Genomic DNA, 17,528 nt, shown 5'->3' with positions numbered 1-17,528 from the left:
ACCCAAACGCGGCACGCACGCTGCATGAGCACAACATGCTGCGTCGGAGCCCAGCTGGCGAGGCAGCGACACCTGGCCTCTCCACCCCATGGACACCTGCCACCTCGACAAGCTCCCTGCGGTAACGTAAAAGAACAGGCCCGCGCCGCTCGCATCCTAAGTCGCCGCCGGCTGCGTCAACAAAACGTTTTACCTCCTGTTACAGCGCCAACGCCCCCCGAATCCGCCGCAAAACCGCCGGAACGTTGGCTGCAAGCCGCACTCGCCTGCCGGCGGCGGAGTCGTCAGGTAGAATTGTCGGATAAGTGGGCGCATCCACGCACCCCCGACAGACTTTCACCATCTCGCATGAATACCGAACGCAACGACGCGCCAGCGGCATCCAATTTCATCCGCAACATCATCGACGACGACAACCGCACCGGCAAGTGGGGCCAGCGCGTCGAAACGCGCTTTCCGCCCGAGCCGAACGGCTATCTGCACATCGGTCACGCAAAGAGCATCTGCCTGAACTTCGGCGTCGCGCGCAGCTATGGCGGCGTGTGCCATCTGCGTTTCGACGACACCAATCCGGAAAAGGAAAGCGTCGAATACGTCGAATCGATCATCGACTCGGTGCGCTGGCTCGGCTTCGAGTGGGAAAAAGATGGCAAGGAACAGCTCTACTACGCGAGCGACTACTACGACAAGCTGTACGAATTCGCCGAACTGCTGATCGAGCGCGGCAAGGCTTACGTGGACAGCCAGTCGGCCGAGGAAATGCGCGCGAACCGCGGCTCGGCCACCGAAGTCGGCACGCCGTCGCGCTTCCGTGAGCGCTCGGTGCAGGAAAACCTCGACCTGTTCCGCCGCATGAAGGCGGGCGAGTTCAAGGAAGGCGAGCACGTGCTGCGCGCGAAGATCGACATGTCGTCGCCGAACTTCAACATGCGCGACCCGGTGATCTACCGCATCCGCTTCGCGCATCACTACCGTACCGGCGACAAGTGGTGTGTGTACCCGATGTACGACTACACGCACTGCATCTCGGACGCGCTGGAAAACATCACGCATTCGCTGTGCACGCTGGAGTTCGAAGACCACCGGCCGCTGTACGACTGGATTCTGAACGAGCTCGCCGAAGCCGGCATCTTCACGCGCCCGCTGCCGCAACAAATCGAGTTCTCGCGTCTGAACCTGACGTACGCGATCACCAGCAAGCGCAAGCTGCTGCAACTGGTGAACGAAGGCCACGTGGACGGCTGGGACGACCCGCGCCTGCCCACCATCGTCGGCGTCCGCCGCCGCGGCTTCACGCCCGAAGCGATCCAGCTGTTCTGCGAGCGCATCGGCGTCACGAAGGTCGATTCGTGGATCGACATGAGCGTGTTCGAAGGCGCGCTGCGCGACGACCTCGACGCGAAGGCGCCGCGCACCGTCGCCGTGCTCGACCCGGTCAAGCTGATCATCGACAACTTCCCCGAAGGCGTCACCGAGCCATGCAGCGCGCCGGTCCACCCGCATCATCCGGAACAGGGCGTGCGCGAATTCCCGATTTCGCGCGAACTGTGGATCGAGCGCGAGGACTACAACGAAGCGCCGCCGAAGGGCTACTTCCGCCTGTTCCCGGGCAACAAGGTGCGCTTGCGTTACGGCTACGTGATCGAATGCACGGGCGCGGACAAGGATGAAAACGGCAACGTCGTCGCGGTCCACTGCAACTACTTCCCGGACAGCAAATCGGGCACCGAAGGCGCGAACACCTACAAGGTCAAGGGCAACATTCACTGGGTCAGCGCGGCGGCCGCCTGCCCCGCCGAAGTGCGTATCTACGACCGGCTGTTCAAGGAACCGCAACCGGACGCCGGCGGCCGCGACTTCCTCGAAGCGCTGAATCCGGATTCGAAGCGCGTGGTCAACGCGTACCTCGAACCGGGCGCGCGCGACGCGTTGCCGGAGCAGCGCTATCAGTTCGAGCGCCACGGCTACTTCGTCGCCGACCGCGTCGACTCGAAGCCGGGCAAGCCCGTGTTCAACCGCATCGTCAGCTTGCGCGACAGTTGGGGCAAGCCGGCGTAAGCTGGAGCGGCTGCCGTTCGTCACGCATCTGAAGTTGAAGACGGCGTGCATCCCGCTTCACGGGATGCACGCCGTTTCGTTGCATGAAGTTGCATCGACAGTCACTGCGCGGCCAGTTGGGCGCGCCGGTCCGGGAGGCCCGATGAAAGCTGCAGCCCGCCGACGCGGGGCAAGTACCGGTGCAGGCGCCGGGACGATAACGACAGGTTCGGCCGACGGCGCACGCCACGCACACCGCACGCGCGCCAATGCCGCCGCGCGCACCACGTGCCGCGCGCGTTGCGCGCTCGTCGCGTTTGGCGCACTGCTCACGTTCGGCGCCGCGTCGCTCGCTGCCCCTGCTCGCGCGGACGAACTCACCGGTACGCTCAAAAAGATCCACGACGACGGCGTGATCGTGCTCGGCGTGCGTGAAGCGTCGATTCCGTTCTCATACTTCGATGGCAAGCAAACGGTCGGTTATTCGCAGACCATCGCGCTGCAGATCGTCGATGAAATCAAGAAGACGCTCGGCTTGCAGCAACTGAAGGTGCACGAAATCACCGTGACTTCGTCGAACCGTACGCCGATGCTGCTGAACAACCAGATCGATCTGGAATGCGGCTCAACCACGCATACGGTGGAGCGCGAAAACGTTGCTGCGTTCTCGAACAGTTTCTTCCAGTACGCGGTGCGCATGATTACGCGCAAGAACAGCGGCATAACCGATTTTGCGGATCTGGCCGGCAAGACGGTGGTGACGACCGCCGGCACATCCGACGAACGCCTGCTGCGCCGCCTGAATACCGACAAGCACCTGAACATGCGCATCACCAGCGCGCGCGATCATCTGGAAGCGTTCACCGCGCTCAAGGACGACCGGGCGGTTGCGTTCCTGATGGACGAGCCGATCGTGTACGGCTTCAAGGCAACCGACCCTCGTCCCGACGACTTCGTGGTGACCGGCACGCCGCTCGGCTACGAGGTCTATGCGTGCATGTTCCGCAAGGGCGACGAACCTTTCCGCGCGCTTGTGAACCGGGTGATTGCGCGGTCGCAGACTTCCGGCGACGCAGAACGCCTGTACAGGCAGTGGTTCACACAGCCCATTCCGCCGCACGGCATCAATTTGAATTTTCCGCTGTCGGAGTCGAACCGCGCGCTGTTTGCGCATCCGAACGATCGCGCGCTCGACTAGGAGTCGAACATGGCGTGACACGCCCGGCAGCCTGCGCTACAACCCCCGATGCAACTCTGCTAGCGACAACGTCGTCTGAAAGAGCCGCGTGAGACTGCGGCTCGCGTACTTCGGAATCTCGTCGATCGCGGCCCAGCGGTAGGCGTCCATCTCGGGAATCAGCGTGCCGTCGGAGCGGCGCGGGAACAGCGACGTGCACGTGCAGGCGCTCAGATCGAGTTCGTCGCCACGGGCGCGCGCGGCGAACAGATGCAGATCCTTGTCGCGCCGATAGACGAACAGGCCCAGATCCTTCAGACGCTCCGGCTCGATCGCGATACCGGTCTCCTCGACCATCTCGCGCAACGCCGTGACATGCGGCGCCTCACCCTCCTCGCCGTGTCCTTTCGGAATGTCCCAATGCGACGTTTCGGTCGCATGCGCCAGCAGCACCCGGCCGTTCGGGTCGAGCAGAACGATGCCGCATGAAACGACGCGCGGGCTCATCGACGCCCCGCAGCGCGACAACGCGCGGCTTCGGGCAACGCCGGCAGCAGGCCGGCGCGCGCCGCGATCACGGCCTGCATGCTCAGTTCTTTTTCTGCAATTGCCAGGCGCCGCCTTCCTTGCAGAATTGCGGGCGTAGATGCATCGACTGGCCCTTCGCGTTCAACTCCACGGCGAGATTGCGGCAGGTACGCCCGCCATCGGTGGCGGTGTCGACGACGGAGATCGTCGCGTCGATCTTCACGCTGTTGCCGGTGCCTTCGTTGACCCAGTGGGCGCTTTCGCCGTCCTTCGTCTCGTTGAGCGCGGCGATGACGGCCTTCTTGACCGACGCGATGTCGCGCTGCTTCATGTAAGAGATCGGCGTGTCGTTCAGAAAACCGAGATTCGCCGCTTGCGCGCCGATTGCGCTGCCCAGCAGCAGGCTCGCGCCGGTCAGATGAAGCAGCACACGGGTTCGCATCGACATGAAGAATTCTCCTCGAAAGTGTTCCGGGGCGGTCTCGAGCGCGTGGGCCGCGGCTCTTGATCTGGACCCCAAAAGCATAGCATGCCCCCTTCGAACCAACCGCGCGGCGCACGTCGCCGTCGTTGCGCGGGAGGTGGGCCAAGCGCGAGCCGTCCGCCTACCTTGATCTGGCGCATCTTCCGTCGACACGGGCGAAGGGCGCAGTCAATTTTAGGACTATTCCAATATCGGCTTAAGAACCGCGTCCCTAAGATGCGTTTTTCTCGCCCAACAGCCGTCAAGCCTCAGACAGCTCGTCATGAACTTCTTTCTCGCTTTGGAAATTTTCGCCGTCACGCTCGCACTGCTGTGCGTCGCGCTCGTACCGGTTGCGATCGGCCGCGATCCTGGATTGATGCCGCGCATCGTGCGGATGGACGCCGTGCCGAAGCCGCGCTGGCCCAATCTGCTGATGCGCACCGGCGTCGCCTGCGTGTTGATGTCTTTTGCTCTGCTGGTCGGCGCCTGCTACTACATCCTCGCCGACGCGCTCCACTGAGCGATCTGCTACCCGCTCGACACGGGCCGAGGAACACACAGGCGGCCCACGATCCCCTTCCCGTCAGTCAGTTCGCAGCCGCGCCCGTGGTCGCCACGTGGACCGTCGCGCCGGGCGCCTGATACCCATCGGTCAGTGTCTTCAGAAACGCCACCACGTCCTTGATCTCGGCCTCGTCGAGCGCCGGCTTGTCGCCCGGTTTGCGGTCGAACGGCGCCTCGGTGTTCAGATTGGCCCAGTAGCGCGGCGGCAGATCGTCGAACTTCTGCACTTTGCCCTTCGAAGCCGGATAGAACTTCTCCGGATGGGTGTCGCGCTCGGCATAGAAACGCACTGCCTGATCGAGCGAATGGTAGATGCCGTTATGGAAGAAGCTCTTCTTCAGCGCGACATTGCGCAGCGTCGGCGTGCGGAACAGGCCGCAAAACTCGTCGCGCCCCTTCAGGTCGGTGCGCTCCGGGCCACACGCGCCGAGGTCGTAAAAGTGCGAATCGCGATTGACCGGCAGCGCGCGATTGCGCGGCACACCGATCGCGATCAGGCCGAAGTCGCTGAACTGCGGCGGCGCGCCGTCGCGGGTGCGCTGGCTGATGTGGCAGCTCGCGCAATTGCCTTTCTGCTCGTCGTTGAAAAGCTGCAGGCCATGCAGTTCGGCGGGCGTCAGTTGCGCTTTGCCCGCCAGGTACGCGTCGTACTTGCTCGTGTACGGATAGAACACCTCGGGCGTCTGCTCGAATGTTTCGAGCGCCTGGAGCACGGCCTTGAAGGTGGCGTCGTCGCTATCGAAAACATGCTCGCCGAAAGCCGGGCGGAACGCGCCCGCGTACGGCGCGGCCTTGACCGCCGCGGTGACTTTGGCCGGCGTGCTGCCCATCTCGAACGACGACAACAGCGGAATGCGCGCCTGCTCGCCACCCCGGTCGACCCGGCCGTCCCACGTCAAGCCGCCAGTGGGTCCCGCATCGACGCTTTCGTCGCCTTCGTCGTCGGACTCGTGGTAGTGCTCCGCGAATGCCGGCACCGCTTGCAGGTACTTGAGCGTCGGCGCGGCGCGCATGCCGGTGCGGTGCATGTCGCTGCCGCCGAATTGCACCGACAACGCGTTGGCCGGCGCAAAGCCATGCTCCGGACTGTGGCACGACGCGCAGGCGAGCTTGCCTGAGCCCGATAGCGACGCATCGAAAAAGAGCTGCTTGCCGAGCGCCGTCATTTGCCGCACCGATTCGTAGACCTGCGCGCGCGACTGGCCGGCGTCGTGAGACGCGACCTTCGTCGCGGCGGCCGCCACCGGCGCTGCTGAAGCAGAGGCAGGGACACTCGCCGCTGCTTTTGCGCCGGCCTCCGCATTCGCCCCCGCAGCGGTGGCATTCGCGCTCGCCCCGCCCGCATCGCACGCGGCCACGCTCACCGCCAACGTCACAGCGGCCAGCGCGATTAGCGCCGCGTGCCGCGCGCTCGTCCTTGCCGAACCGGCGCGTCGCAGCGCGTCGCGCCCAATCCCAGTTTCCCGAATCCCCGCCAGACCAAGCCGCATATGAACGATGTGAGTTTGCGATAGTGAAGTCGGCGAGCGTATTTCATTTGCATGTCGATTAAATGACATATCGCCGACGACAACTTCGTCGAAAAATGGGTTTCGTAATTAATTACATCTTTCTGTCAAATTCCCTGGCCAAACTTTCGCCGGCGGTCGTTCGTGTAAGCAATGCGCGCGGCCTGTCCCCAACGCGAGAGAGAGAAATCATTCAAATGAACAAGAAACTGATCTGCGCGACGCCCATCGCGATTGCAGCAGCGCTGAGTCTGTATGCGTGCGGCGGCAGCGAAGTCACACAGCCGGACATCACGTCCATCAAGACGGTCGTGGTGATCTACGCGGAGAACCGCAGCTTCGACAATCTGTACGGCAATTTCCCGGGCGCGAACGGCCTGCAGAACGTGACCGCGGCCAACTCCACGCAGCTGGACCGCGACGGCGCGCCGCTCGCGACGCTGCCGCAGGTGTGGAACGGTCTCACGCAAACCGGCGTGACGCCGGTGGTCACACAGGCGATGACGGCCAATCTGCCGAACACCCCGTTCGCGATCGACGACCCGAAGGGGTTCAACACGCCGATCACCGCGACGACGCGCGACCTGTATCACCGCTTCTATGAGAACCAGATGCAGATCAACGGCGGCAAGAACGACAGGTTCGCCGCATGGGCGGATTCGGGCGGCCTCGTGATGGGCCACTACTCGCTCAACGCCGACAAGCTGCCGCTTTGGAAGATCGCCCAGCAATACACGCTCGCCGACAACTTCTTCATGGGCGCATTCGGCGGCTCGTTCCTGAATCACCAGTGGCTCGTGTGCGCATGCACGCCGGTCTATCCAAACGCCGACAAGAGCCCAGCGGCCGCATCGATCTCGGCGGTGGAAAGCGACGGCGTCACGCTGAAGCTCGCGTCGAACTCGCCGGCTTCGGCGCAGAGTGGTCCGCCGAAGTACGTGCTGTCGGGCAACCTGACGCCCGACTTCTACGCGATCAACACGATGCAGCCGCCGTATCAGCCGAGCGGTAACAAGGCAGCGAGCGGCGGCGACGCGAACCTCGCCGATCCGAGCCAGGCGACTACATTGCCGCCGCAGACGCAGAAGCACATCGGCGATCTGCTGAACGACGCGAAGGTGTCGTGGGCCTGGTACGGCGGCGCGTGGGGCGCGGCGGCCGCGGCGGCGCAGGACGGCACCGCGAACGTGATCTACGGCGCGAACCTGACGGCGCCGAACTTCCAGCCGCACCATCAGCCATTCAACTACTTCGCCGATCTCGCGCCGGGCACTGCGAACCGCGCGCAGCATCTGCTCGACGGCGGCATGGGCGGCTCGGAGTTCATCAAGGCGATCGATGCGGGCACGCTGCCGCAAGTGTCGTTTTACAAGCCGCAGGGCAACCTGAACGAGCACGCGGGCTACACCGACGTCGCGAGCGGCGACCAGCACATCGCGGACGTCATCTCCCATCTGCAGAAGAGCCCGCAGTGGAACAACATGCTGGTGGTCGTGACCTACGACGAAAACGGCGGCTTCTGGGATCACGTCGCGCCGCCGAAGGCCGACCGCTGGGGTCCGGGCACGCGCATTCCGGCGCTGATCATCTCGCCGTACGCGAAGAAGGGTTACGTCGATCACACACAGTACGACACGACGTCGATCCTGCGCTTCATCACGCATCGCTTCTCGCTGCCGACACTGCCGGGTATCGCGGCGCGCGACGCGGCGCTGGTCGGCAACGGCGGCAAGCCGCTGGGCGATTTGACCGCGGCGCTCGAGATCAAGCATTGAGGGTGTGACAGCCGGGCGCGTCGCAGTGGGCGCGGCCGGTTTTCTTTCTTGACATGCCAGTCACCGCGAATCGGTGACGCGCATGCGACGCGCCGTGCAACGGAGGCATCAGCAAGCAACAGTCCGCCTCATCGCGAGACTTCCACGGGCAGCTTCGGCTGCCCGTTTTTTCGTTCTTGTTTGTCGTCTTCTGTTGTCGCTTTTTCCGCCACTTTTTTTGGCGCGCCGAGGCTGGGCGCGTGGCGCGCCCAGCGCCGATTCACGCGTCGGCCGCACGCATTCTCATGAGCGGCGTATGCTCGACCCAACGCGCAATCGTCACCGTCGACGCCGGCCTGCATCGTCCCTATCCTCCCCTCCGTGCGGCAGCGCTGCCCACTCATTCAGGAGTTCGACAAGATGACTGAAAAATCCATCAAGGTCCCCGGTCCCGCTCATCCGATCATCGTCGAGCCAGCGCGAGCCCGCGTGGTCGTGACCGTGGCCGGACGGGTGATCGCCGATACGCGCAAGGCGCTGGTGCTGCGCGAGGCATCATACCCGCCGGTGTATTACCTGCCGCGGACCGATGTCGAGATGAGCCTGCTGGAGCGTAGCGAGCACACAACCTACTGCCCGTACAAAGGCGACTGCGCGTATTACAGCGTGCCGATCGGCGGCGAGCGGATGGTGAATGCGGTGTGGACGTATGAGGCGCCGTACGCGTCGGTGAAGGAGATCGCGCAGCATCTCGCGTTCTATCCGGATCGGGTCGATTCGATCGAGGTGCGCGACGAGAACTGAACACGGCGCGCAGCCAAAACGCGTTGTGCCGCAAACCGCGGCGAGCGCGTGTGCACTGAACGCATTTGAGAAGTACGGCAGGAGGGACTCGAACCCCCCACCCTCGGCTTAGAAGGCCGATGCTCTATCCAGCTGAGCTACTGCCGTAATGAAGTGAGGCGATGCAACAACCGCGCACAACGCGCATCGCCCGCAATGAGAACCCGCGTACGGGATAGTTGGAGCCTAGGCTCGCGCGAACCAGAGGGTTCGTGCATGCCGAAATTGTAACTGACCGCGCCGGAGACCGGAAATCCTGGTCCACGCGCCGCCGCCCGCTTCGATCCGTCCACGCAGGCAACGCAAGCTGCCCGCTGGCCCGCTCACAAAAACGAAACGGGCCCGGCAACTTCAGCCGGGCCCGGATTATAACCGATCGCTCCCTGCGCGCGAGCGCACGGCGCACGCGCGGACTACGTCAGACCGGTTGCGGATGCAGTGCGAACCAGCCGAGGAACACGATCCCCGCGATCACGCAGTACACGCCGAACGAAGCCAGCCGTCCACGGCCTTCGAAATAGCGCATCAGGAAACGCACGCTGAGGTACGCGGCGATCGCGGTCAGTACGCCGCCGAGCAGCGCGTCGGCAAGTTGGCCCGGCGCATGGAACAGCTTCGGCAATTCCAGCAGGCCGGCCGCGAAGATGATCGGCGTGCCGAGCAGGAACGAAAACTCCGCCGCCTTCTCCGTCGTCAGGCCGGCCGCATTGCCGGCGATCATCGTCAGACCGCTGCGCGAGAAGCCGGGAATCAACGCACCGATTTGCGCGAGGCCGACGAAAAATGCCTGGCGGAACGTCAGCTTCTCAGGTGCCTGATGCGCACGCGTGCGCTGCAGACGATCGCCGAACCACAGCAGTACCCCGTTGACGATCAGCGCGATCGCGACGATCCGCAAGTCATGAAAAATCCGCTCGAGGCGTTTTTCCAGCAGCAGCCCAACGAGCCCCGCCGGGATCGTGCCGATGATCAGCGCCCACATCATGTGCGCGTCGTCGTTGCGACGGCCGCCGAACGACGCGAAGAAGCCGCGCACCAGTTCGCACCAGCGCTGGCGGAAATACCACAGCAACGCGAACGCGGTGCCGAGATGCAGCGCGACGAGGAACGGCAGCAACTGCGGCGCATGCTTGTCGATATGCATGCCGAACAGCGCGGGCACGAGCAGCGTATGACCGAGGCTGCTCACGGGAAACAGTTCGGTGACGCCCTGCAGCACGCTCAGGAAAATCAGAAACGACAGGTTCACGCGACGGTCCTTGTAAGGAAAATGTGAGGTAAGTGCGCGCCGCGAAAGGGAAATCGGACGCCTCAAAAGCGCACCGATTATGCCTGGCTGCAATGTCAGCGCCAAGCGGTTAGGTCACATTCAGGGAAATTTTGATGCGCTGCGTCACAACTGGAAACCGTTGTTACGCCGCAGCAAGGAAGCAAGGCCTACCGTGGGCGGCGACCCTGTGAGCATCGCAGAACGGATGCCGGAAAGACGGAGCTTGAATCAGCGCTCGCGCAAAAAAGCCGTCCTGACGGACAGCCTCGCGCCACGGGATGCGTCAATCAGCGTTCGAGCTTGTGAAAGAAGTAGACCGTGCTTGCCGCGAACATGCCGAACAACGCCACACCCATTGCCATTGCGAGATCCATAACACCTCCTGAGCCGATCTCGCCCGGTAATGGAGTACCGGGCAGTCCGAGGATTATCGACAGGGATCGCCTTCCTCCGACACCCGCAATTTCCCGAGAAGGGTTTCCCCGTAGCGCAAAGCAGCGCAAAATCCCTCTCTCGCGCGGCGGCGGATGGCCGCTGCCTCGGCCTGTGCCCGACCGCTGTTTCGATCGCTGCACTGGGCCGCGGCAACGCCCGCTCGCGGGACTATCGCGCCACCTTCAACCCTCACTCATCAATTCATCGACCATGCCGCTTTCCCCGCAACAGGACATTCTCGAGATCGCCCAGGACACCTCCGTGCTCCGCTTTTCGCCGCAAGCCGGCGGCCGTCTGCTGTCGTGGATAATCGACGGCGAAGAGGTGATTCATTGGCCCGAGCACGCCGACTGGAGTCAGCCGGCGCGGATTCGCGGCGGCAATCCGCTGCTGTTTCCGTTTCTCGGCCGGCATCGCGTCGATGGCGAGATCGGCTTCTGGCGCGACGCCACGGGCACGGTGCGCGAGCTGCCGATGCACGGCTTCGCCCGCGACCTGCCGTTCGAAGCCCACGCCGATGTCCACGGCGCCGGCTTGCGCATGACCCTGACCGACAGCGAAGCGACACGCGGCGGCTATCCGTTCGGCTTCCGTTTCGAAGCCGCTTACACCCTCGCCGATGCGCGCACGCTGGACGTCACGCTGACCACCACCAACACCGGCGACGCGCGCCTGCCGTACTACGCCGGCCATCACTTCTACTTCACGCTGCCGCACACGCAGCGCGCCGAGACGGCGCTCGAATTGCCGCGCACCGAGCGGCGCTACCAGCAGGCCGACGGTTCGATCAGCGCCGCCGAGCCTGGCGACGCGCCTTATACGCTCGACGAGGCGCGCATCCACGACCGCTTCCATTGCCTCGCCGGCACGCCTGATCGGCCGGTGCGGCTGATCGCGCCGGGTCTGCACCGGGTCGTCACGATCGATCTGCAACGGCCGGGCTCGGCGCCCTGGTACGCGGTGACGACCTGGACCGAAGCCGCCGAGTCGGATTTCTATTGCGTCGAGCCCTGGCTCGGTCTGCCGGACGCGATCCACAACGGCCTGGGATTGCGCTGGCTCGAACCGGGCCAGACCGAGACGGCGGCGCTGCGCATCAGCGTCGAAAAAACCGCTTGAGCGCCGCGCTTCGACCGGAGCGAGCCGCGGTTTTCGCGGCGGTCTGGCCGGCGGCTCGACGGCAGTTCTGACGGCCGCGATGACGGCGGCTTTTTGCGGCGACTGGCGCGGCGTGGTTGACCGCGCGGCACCGCATTTGCCGCCGCACTCCACACCTCCCGACCGCCTCGCCGCCGCCCTCACCGCCTCGTTTTCGGATGCTGCATTGCAAAACCGTTAGAATCGGACGCTTTGTATCCACCTGCCACGTGATCGGGATCGGCGCGCGGCAGCGCTTTGCGAGGTCCAATGCTGGGAACAACAAAAATGATCAAACGACTCGCCTGCGCGTCGTTGCTGGCAGTGCTCGCCGCGTGCGGGTCCGCGCCGGTGGGGCCAGGCTTCTACCGGGTCGAACGGGGCGATACGCTGTCGAAGATCGCGCGTGGCAACCGGCAGTCGGTGCAAAACATCGCGCGCTGGAACAACCTGACCAACCCGGACAGCATCGAGGTCGGCCAGGTGCTGCGCGTCGCGCCGGGCGGCGCGGCATCGACGAGCGGCGCGCTGCGCAGCGGCGGCAGCGGAAGTAGCAACGCGTCGGCGGCGCCGCGCCCGACGCCTGCGGAAAGCGCGCCGGCCGCCGCGCCAGCGTCGTCGATCTCGCTGGTATGGCCGGCCGACGGCAGCGTGATTAGGCGCTTTGACGGCGCCAATTCGAAGGGCATCGACATTTCGGCGGCGGCCGGCACGCCGGTGGTCGCCGCCGCGCCCGGCACGGTGGTGTATGCAGGCAACGGCTTGCGCGGTTACGGCAATCTGCTGATCCTCAAACACAATGCCGAGTATCTGACCGCTTACGCGCACAACCGGGCGCTGCTGGTGAAGGAAGGCGAATCGGTCAAGCGCGGCGAAAAAATCGCCGAGATGGGCGACACCGACACCGATCGCGTGATGCTGCATTTCGAGCTGCGCTACCAGGGTCGCTCGATCGACCCGTCGCAGGCGTTGCCGCCGCGCTGACCGGTCGCGCGGCAGCAGGCGTCCAGCGCACCGGCCACGTGTCCCGGGCGGCTGTTGGACGGCCTGGCGGACGCCTGTACCCCGCGCCCGTGCCACGTCGGGCACGCGCCCTGCAACCTGGGTGCGGGGAACCCGGCGTGCTATAAAGCGCTCAATCCAGAGAGACCCGGCTTCACGCCGTGTCTTCCCCCGTTATCTGTAAGGAACCTGCAATGAAGAGCGCATTTGCGTCCGTCGCGACGGCCGCGGCGGTCGGCTTCGGCCTGCTGACGCTGGGCGGCCTCGGCGGCTGCTCCAGCACCACCACCATGACCTACCTGCCGACCGGCGACACCGGCTTCGCGATCAACTGCAGCGGCAGCGACGCCAGCGCCAGTTGGGCCGAATGCTACAAGCGCGCGGGCGAAGTCTGCGGCAATTACGGCTACGACGTCGTGTCGAAGGACGTCGATAACGGCGCGACGTCCGGCGGCACGGTCGGCGGCATTTTCGGTGCGAACGTGAAGAATCGCTCGATGGTGGTTCGCTGCAAGCAGTAAGCGCGCATAACAGCGGCTGCCCCAGGCAAGCAGCGGCGCCGCGCGAATTAGCGGCGTCGCCAGCGGCCGGAGCGCGGATCGATGCGCGCGGCGAAGCGAAACAGTACGCTGAGCGCGATCGGCCAGACGCCGACAAAAATGATCACCCAGGTCATGTCCGGCGCGATGAAAAAGATAATCCTCGATGATCCACCGCGGATGTGAAGGCGGCGTGACCCGGTGCAACGTCGCGGCGAAAAAAAGCCCGGCACGAGGCCGGGCTAACGGGGGTTCGGCGCATATCGGCAAAGGACCGGTTCACCATGCGCCAGAACGAAATCTAACAACCCCCATTTACAAGTGCAATCAATTAATTACGCGATCAGTGTGACGCGGCGAACGGATTCCACAGTCATTGAACCGAAAGTGTCTGGATTAAACAGGCTAAAAACGCCGCACCCCTGGGCCGCAGAGATAATCATTAGCGTGCTTCAAAACCCTTCAGCGGTCCGGCGGCCCGCGCAATGCCACGCTGTGGCGAGCAGGGGCATTGATCGCCCGCAAATCGCCTGAGGAAAGGGCTCTGGCCGATTTTAACTAACCGGCCGAGCGCGAAAGAGTCGGTTAACGCTTCGCGTAATCTTGGTGCGCCAACGCACGAAACCAACGTATTAACCGATATTCAACGCTAGCGATTAACAATTGACGTCTGCGTAAAAAATTCGCGTATGGCGGAATATCAATACTATCAAATCAACCGACAAATTTCGATCTGAAATTCAAACGGCGATTCTAACTCATTAATCAAATGACGAATACCGGACGCCAATCGTTTGCATTGACCGGATCGCCGAATCCGCCCAATGCAAATTCCGGGGATTCACATCACGCGCAACCCCAGTTCGGTGACGAGCACCGCCGCCTGCTGATGCGAAATCGTCGCGCCTTTGAACAGCGCCGCATCGACGAGCCGCACGCCGCTCAAGTCCGCCTCACGCAGGTCCGCGCCGTCGAAGCGCGCGCCCTTCAGATGCGCGTTGCGCAGGCTGCCGCCGTCGAAAATCGCCTCGCGGAAATCGACCCCAGCGACATCGGCGTCGGAGAAATCCAGTTGCTGCAAGGTCGCCTTGCGAAACGACAGGCCGCGCAGATGTGCGCCGACCAGCAGCGTTTCGACGAAGCTCAAACCCAGCGCCGTGCACGCCTCGAAGTTCGCGCCGGTCAGCTTGCAACCGCGAAACGACGCCGACGCGAGCTTCGCGCGCCGCCAGCTGGTGTTGTTCAGATCGCTCGACTGAAACGCTGCGTCGACCAGATCGGCCGACCCGAAATCCGCCTCCCGGCCGCGGCAACGAATCCAACGGCTGTGGGCGAGCGAAGCGCCGAAAAACGAGGTCTCGACGATGGTGCAGCGATGAAACTCCGCGCCGCGCAAGTCGAGTCGCGACAGATCCGTGCCCTCGAAATCGCAATCGGTGAAATGAAGCGGCGCGTGGTTGCCGGAGTCGGCATGGCGCGCGCCGATCAGGCGCTCCACGTCGGCGCGTGTAAGCGTGGCGTCGCTCACGGCGTGGCTGGGCGCGGCCGCAGCCGGCGTCGTTGAATCCAGTGGCATGAAGGTTCAGAATCGGTTTCGGAAAACCCCGAGCGTACCGGAACGCGCCCCGCCCTGGCGGCCCGCGCCGATGGTTTATAGTAACGGCCCCGCCAGAATCCGCTTACGATGACTTCCAACGACGCCACCCACAGCACCCACAGCCCGCTGTACGCCAAGCTGCTCGCCGAGACCGCGAAGATCGGCTGGACCGAACTCGAACGCTTTTTCGCGCGCGGCATGCTGCTGCGCGTCGCGCGCGACCTCGACCTCGTGAGCGTCGCTGAAGCGATCGCCAGCGATGACACCCCCCAGGTCACGCAATGGCTGTCCGCCGGCCTCGTCGAGCGCGTGCAGGCTGACACCGCCGCCGATTTCGCCGCGCGCGACCCCGACCTGTGGGCGGTTGTCGTGTCGCCGTGGGTGTGCGTGCAGGAACGCAGTTGAACGACACCGCGCGCGGCGCCGATGCGCCCGCGTCCGCCGTTCCGGTGCGCTGGCATCGCCGCGTGCTGGCGCTCGCGTTTCCGATCGTCCTCGCCAATCTGACCCAGCCGATACTCGGCGCGGTCGACACCGCCGTCGCCGGTCATCTGGACGGCGCGTCGTACCTCGGCGGCGTCGCGCTCGGCGGCCTGTTCTTCAACTTCGTGTTCTGGGGCTTCGGCTTCCTGCGCATGGGCACCACCGGGCTCGTCGCGCAGGCGCACGGCGCGGGCGACCACGCCGAATTGCGCAACACGGTGATCCGCGCGCTGCTGATGGCGGCCGCGATCGGCGCGGCGGTGCTGGCGCTGCAACTGCCGTTGATCGACTACGCGTTGCGCGCGCTCGGCGGCAGCGACGCGGTGCAGCGTCACGCGCAGCTCTATTGCCACGCGCGCATCTGGGCCGCACCGCTCGCGCTCGGCAACTACGTCGTGCTCGGCTGGCTGCTCGGCACGCAGCGAGTGCGGCTCGCGCTGCTGTCGCAGGTGTTCATCAACGGGGTGAATATCGCGGCGGTGCTGCTGTTCGTGTACGGCTTTGGCTGGGGCGTGGCCGGCATCGGCGCGGCCACCGCCACCGCCGACGCGCTCGGCTTCGTGCTCGGCGCCGCGTTGCTGTGGCACGGCAGGCCGCGCGGTCTGGCCGCGCTGAACCGCGCCGCGTTGTTCGACACCACAGCGCTCAAGCGTCTGATCGTGCTCAATCGCGACATCTTCGTGCGCACGCTGTGCCTGCTGTCTTCGTTCGGCTGGTTTGCACACCTTGGCGCGCGACAAGGCGATGCGACGCTCGCCGCGAACGCGCTGCTGCTCAATTTCCAGACCGTCATGGCGTATGGACTCGACGGCTTCGCGCACGCCGCTGAAGCACTGGTGGGCGCAGCGATCGGCGCACGCGACCGGCACGCGTTCACGCAGGCGGTCAAGGTCACCGCGCTGTGGTCCGGGTTCGGCGCGCTGGCTTTCGCGCTGGTGTACTGGGGCGCGGGCGCGTGGATCGTCGAACGTTTGACCGATCAGGCCGCGGTGCGCGCCGCCGCCGAAACCTATCTGCCGTGGGCCGCGTTGTCGCCGGTGATTTCGGTGTGGGGCTTTCTGCTCGATGGCGTGTTCATTGGCGCGACCCGCACGCGCGAACTGATGCTGTCGATGATCGTGTCGCTGGCGGTGTTCGTGGCGGTGTCGTCGGCGTTGCTCGCGCTGCACGGCAATCACGGCCTGTGGGCCGCGATGATGATCTTCATGGCCGCACGCGGCGTCACGCTTGCGCGGTATTTGCCGGGCGTCGTGCGCGGGGTGGGAACGGCGAGGGCGTGAGCATCGCCTGGGACGAGGCTAAAGCGCAGCACGCGTGTTTCGCGTGCATGCGGCGAGCGCCAGGCGAAGCGTGACTGAACGCATGCGCTTGCGCGTTCGATGTGTCTTCTACAGACCCCGGCGGGGCGCGCTGACATAAGCGGTTCACACCGGCCGCCGTTCCGGCTGACCGCCATCCGTCCCGCGATTCATTTCGCATTGCGGCACCCGGTTACGGCTTGAAACAAGCGCACACATATTGCCCGCGGCACTCACCCTAGAATCATCCTCAGCCCGCGTTCTCCGCGCGAACAGTTTGCGCGGGTCAGAAGCGCCGGCGTGCCCGCGCCGGTGCTTCGCCTCCTTCCAGCGATGCTTCAACCGATACGCCGCGGCCTCAGGGCGCGGCAGGCACCATCGACGGCGGCCGGGTGTCGGTGGGCACGCCGTGATAGTCGGCGGGATCTTGCGGCGGCCCTTTGCGGTGACCGGACGAATTGTCCGCACAGCCAGCCAGGCTGGCGAACAGCAGCAACGCAATCATCGGAACGCGGATCATAAGCAGGTCTCTCCAGACAGAACGCAGATAACGGGGGCGTGGCAGCCACCGAAGCGCCGAGAGTCTACCTGCAAAGCGCGCCACGCGACGCCGTGGCTTGCAGCCCGCCCCTGCCATTTCACGACGCGTGACCTACTATGAAGTCACAGGCGCTGTGAGAGGAGATTGCCATGGACGCTGAAACGATCGCGGGTCTGGTCGGACTCGGCATTGGTCTGGTCGTGCTGCTCGCGTTGTCGATTTTCGAATCGAGAACGTACCGGCGCGAACACGACGGCGAAGGGATGCTGCATCACTGGCTAACTCATCAGCATCTGCATATGCCCCATTGGAGACGTCCGCGGCATTGAGGCTGGGTTGGGGTGTTGGG

18 protein-coding genes and 1 tRNA gene are annotated in these 17,528 nt (G+C 64.6%); 12 read left to right on the top strand and 7 right to left on the bottom strand.

From position 1 onward, the window contains the following. The first annotated feature begins 348 nt into the window (after positions 1-348). Positions 349-2,058 carry a glutamine--tRNA ligase/YqeY domain fusion protein gene (locus BGI01S_RS03460; protein WP_042322217.1) on the top strand — a complete coding sequence of 570 codons (1,710 nt, stop codon included), beginning with the start codon at positions 349-351 and terminating at the stop codon, positions 2,056-2,058. 142 nt (positions 2,059-2,200) lie between these two features. Continuing rightward, positions 2,201-3,235: a transporter substrate-binding domain-containing protein gene (locus tag BGI01S_RS03455; protein WP_084585252.1), complete on the top strand. Its 1,035-nt coding sequence runs from the start codon at positions 2,201-2,203 to the stop codon at positions 3,233-3,235. Between the two features lie 36 nt (positions 3,236-3,271). Here BGI01S_RS03455 and BGI01S_RS03450 read toward each other — a convergent pair whose 3' ends face one another. Together BGI01S_RS03450 and BGI01S_RS03445 are read right to left on the bottom strand one after the other, a co-directional pair. Then, entirely contained in the window at positions 3,272-3,721 is a 450-nt protein-coding gene (locus BGI01S_RS03450; RefSeq protein WP_042322215.1) for an NUDIX hydrolase, read from the bottom strand. A gap of 82 nt (positions 3,722-3,803) precedes the next feature. Next, positions 3,804-4,190, bottom strand: a complete 387-nt coding sequence (locus BGI01S_RS03445; protein WP_042322212.1) for a hypothetical protein — start codon at positions 4,188-4,190, stop codon at positions 3,804-3,806. A 298-nt stretch (positions 4,191-4,488) separates the two neighbouring features. Between BGI01S_RS03445 and BGI01S_RS03440 the strand changes: the two genes are divergently transcribed. Beyond that, a complete protein-coding gene (locus BGI01S_RS03440; RefSeq protein ID WP_042322210.1) occupies positions 4,489-4,728 on the top strand; it encodes a hypothetical protein in 240 nt (79 codons plus the stop codon). Positions 4,729-4,795: 67 nt separating this feature from the next. Here BGI01S_RS03440 and BGI01S_RS03435 read toward each other — a convergent pair whose 3' ends face one another. After that, entirely contained in the window at positions 4,796-6,262 is a 1,467-nt protein-coding gene (locus BGI01S_RS03435; RefSeq protein ID WP_084585251.1) for a cytochrome-c peroxidase, read from the bottom strand. 215 nt (positions 6,263-6,477) lie between these two features. On the opposite strand from BGI01S_RS03435, the gene BGI01S_RS03430 reads away from it, so the two are divergent. Further along, entirely contained in the window at positions 6,478-8,055 is a 1,578-nt protein-coding gene (locus BGI01S_RS03430; RefSeq protein WP_042322208.1) for an acid phosphatase, read from the top strand. Between the two features lie 399 nt (positions 8,056-8,454). Next, positions 8,455-8,838 carry a DUF427 domain-containing protein gene (locus BGI01S_RS03425; RefSeq protein WP_042322207.1) on the top strand — a complete coding sequence of 128 codons (384 nt, stop codon included), beginning with the start codon at positions 8,455-8,457 and terminating at the stop codon, positions 8,836-8,838. Positions 8,839-8,911: 73 nt separating this feature from the next. Here the strand turns inward: BGI01S_RS03425 and BGI01S_RS03420 are convergent. Both BGI01S_RS03420 and BGI01S_RS03415 read right to left on the bottom strand, forming a co-directional pair. Beyond that, positions 8,912-8,985, bottom strand: a tRNA-Arg gene (locus tag BGI01S_RS03420). A gap of 310 nt (positions 8,986-9,295) precedes the next feature. Next, positions 9,296-10,126 (bottom strand): undecaprenyl-diphosphate phosphatase, encoded by an 831-nt coding sequence (locus tag BGI01S_RS03415; RefSeq protein ID WP_042322205.1) that lies wholly within the window; start codon positions 10,124-10,126, stop codon positions 9,296-9,298. Positions 10,127-10,792: 666 nt separating this feature from the next. Between BGI01S_RS03415 and BGI01S_RS03410 the strand changes: the two genes are divergently transcribed. The 4 genes from BGI01S_RS03410 to BGI01S_RS30920 all read left to right on the top strand — a co-directional run bounded on the left by BGI01S_RS03410 (position 10,793) and on the right by BGI01S_RS30920 (position 13,446). Continuing rightward, entirely contained in the window at positions 10,793-11,701 is a 909-nt protein-coding gene (locus BGI01S_RS03410; protein WP_042322204.1) for an aldose epimerase family protein, read from the top strand. A gap of 288 nt (positions 11,702-11,989) precedes the next feature. After that, a complete protein-coding gene (locus tag BGI01S_RS03405) occupies positions 11,990-12,703 on the top strand; it encodes a peptidoglycan DD-metalloendopeptidase family protein (protein WP_042322202.1) in 714 nt (237 codons plus the stop codon). A gap of 212 nt (positions 12,704-12,915) precedes the next feature. Continuing rightward, positions 12,916-13,242 (top strand): hypothetical protein, encoded by a 327-nt coding sequence (locus BGI01S_RS03400; RefSeq protein WP_042322198.1) that lies wholly within the window; start codon positions 12,916-12,918, stop codon positions 13,240-13,242. A gap of 81 nt (positions 13,243-13,323) precedes the next feature. Beyond that, a complete protein-coding gene (locus BGI01S_RS30920; protein ID WP_255219616.1) occupies positions 13,324-13,446 on the top strand; it encodes a hypothetical protein in 123 nt (40 codons plus the stop codon). Positions 13,447-14,101: 655 nt separating this feature from the next. Here the strand turns inward: BGI01S_RS30920 and BGI01S_RS03395 are convergent. Then, positions 14,102-14,836, bottom strand: a complete 735-nt coding sequence (locus BGI01S_RS03395) for a pentapeptide repeat-containing protein (RefSeq protein WP_042322195.1) — start codon at positions 14,834-14,836, stop codon at positions 14,102-14,104. A 108-nt stretch (positions 14,837-14,944) separates the two neighbouring features. On the opposite strand from BGI01S_RS03395, the gene BGI01S_RS03390 reads away from it, so the two are divergent. Both BGI01S_RS03390 and BGI01S_RS03385 read left to right on the top strand, forming a co-directional pair. After that, positions 14,945-15,262, top strand: a complete 318-nt coding sequence (locus tag BGI01S_RS03390) for a DUF2288 domain-containing protein (RefSeq protein ID WP_042322192.1) — start codon at positions 14,945-14,947, stop codon at positions 15,260-15,262. Beyond that, a complete protein-coding gene (locus BGI01S_RS03385) occupies positions 15,259-16,620 on the top strand; it encodes an MATE family efflux transporter (RefSeq protein WP_042322191.1) in 1,362 nt (453 codons plus the stop codon). The genes BGI01S_RS03390 and BGI01S_RS03385 overlap by 4 nt, the downstream gene beginning before the upstream one ends. Positions 16,621-16,996: 376 nt before the next feature. Here the strand turns inward: BGI01S_RS03385 and BGI01S_RS30475 are convergent, their stop codons facing one another. Then, entirely contained in the window at positions 16,997-17,158 is a 162-nt protein-coding gene (locus BGI01S_RS30475) for a hypothetical protein (RefSeq protein ID WP_167335624.1), read from the bottom strand. A gap of 170 nt (positions 17,159-17,328) precedes the next feature. On the opposite strand from BGI01S_RS30475, the gene BGI01S_RS03380 reads away from it, so the two are divergent. Next, the gene (locus tag BGI01S_RS03380; RefSeq protein ID WP_042322189.1) at positions 17,329-17,508 is read left to right on the top strand and encodes a hypothetical protein; all 180 of its coding nucleotides are present in this window, start codon (positions 17,329-17,331) and stop codon (positions 17,506-17,508) included. Positions 17,509-17,528: the final 20 nt, after the last annotated feature.

Origin of the sequence: Paraburkholderia ginsengisoli NBRC 100965 (genome assembly GCF_000739735.1) — a bacterium.
GTDB classification, from domain to species: Bacteria; Pseudomonadota; Gammaproteobacteria; order Burkholderiales; family Burkholderiaceae; genus Paraburkholderia; species Paraburkholderia ginsengisoli.
The sequence above is the reverse complement of the archived record's forward strand: the minus strand, read 5'-3'. Positions and strand labels throughout refer to the sequence as shown.

What these genes read in the sequence shown, in the direction of transcription:
- BGI01S_RS03460 (WP_042322217.1), top strand. Translation starts at nt 349, where the DNA reads ATGAATACCGAACGCAACGACGCGCCAGCGGCATCCAATTTCATCCGC.
- BGI01S_RS03455 (WP_084585252.1), top strand. Translation starts at nt 2,201, where the DNA reads ATGAAAGCTGCAGCCCGCCGACGCGGGGCAAGTACCGGTGCAGGCGCC.
- BGI01S_RS03450 (WP_042322215.1), bottom strand. Translation starts at nt 3,721, where the DNA reads ATGAGCCCGCGCGTCGTTTCATGCGGCATCGTTCTGCTCGACCCGAAC.
- BGI01S_RS03445 (WP_042322212.1), bottom strand. Translation starts at nt 4,190, where the DNA reads ATGTCGATGCGAACCCGTGTGCTGCTTCATCTGACCGGCGCGAGCCTG.
- BGI01S_RS03440 (WP_042322210.1), top strand. Translation starts at nt 4,489, where the DNA reads ATGAACTTCTTTCTCGCTTTGGAAATTTTCGCCGTCACGCTCGCACTG.
- BGI01S_RS03435 (WP_084585251.1), bottom strand. Translation starts at nt 6,262, where the DNA reads ATGCGGCTTGGTCTGGCGGGGATTCGGGAAACTGGGATTGGGCGCGAC.
- BGI01S_RS03430 (WP_042322208.1), top strand. Translation starts at nt 6,478, where the DNA reads ATGAACAAGAAACTGATCTGCGCGACGCCCATCGCGATTGCAGCAGCG.
- BGI01S_RS03425 (WP_042322207.1), top strand. Translation starts at nt 8,455, where the DNA reads ATGACTGAAAAATCCATCAAGGTCCCCGGTCCCGCTCATCCGATCATC.
- BGI01S_RS03410 (WP_042322204.1), top strand. Translation starts at nt 10,793, where the DNA reads ATGCCGCTTTCCCCGCAACAGGACATTCTCGAGATCGCCCAGGACACC.
- BGI01S_RS03405 (WP_042322202.1), top strand. Translation starts at nt 11,990, where the DNA reads ATGCTGGGAACAACAAAAATGATCAAACGACTCGCCTGCGCGTCGTTG.
- BGI01S_RS03400 (WP_042322198.1), top strand. Translation starts at nt 12,916, where the DNA reads ATGAAGAGCGCATTTGCGTCCGTCGCGACGGCCGCGGCGGTCGGCTTC.
- BGI01S_RS30920 (WP_255219616.1), top strand. Translation starts at nt 13,324, where the DNA reads ATGCGCGCGGCGAAGCGAAACAGTACGCTGAGCGCGATCGGCCAGACG.
- BGI01S_RS03395 (WP_042322195.1), bottom strand. Translation starts at nt 14,836, where the DNA reads ATGCCACTGGATTCAACGACGCCGGCTGCGGCCGCGCCCAGCCACGCC.
- BGI01S_RS03390 (WP_042322192.1), top strand. Translation starts at nt 14,945, where the DNA reads ATGACTTCCAACGACGCCACCCACAGCACCCACAGCCCGCTGTACGCC.
- BGI01S_RS30475 (WP_167335624.1), bottom strand. Translation starts at nt 17,158, where the DNA reads ATGATCCGCGTTCCGATGATTGCGTTGCTGCTGTTCGCCAGCCTGGCT.
- BGI01S_RS03380 (WP_042322189.1), top strand. Translation starts at nt 17,329, where the DNA reads ATGGACGCTGAAACGATCGCGGGTCTGGTCGGACTCGGCATTGGTCTG.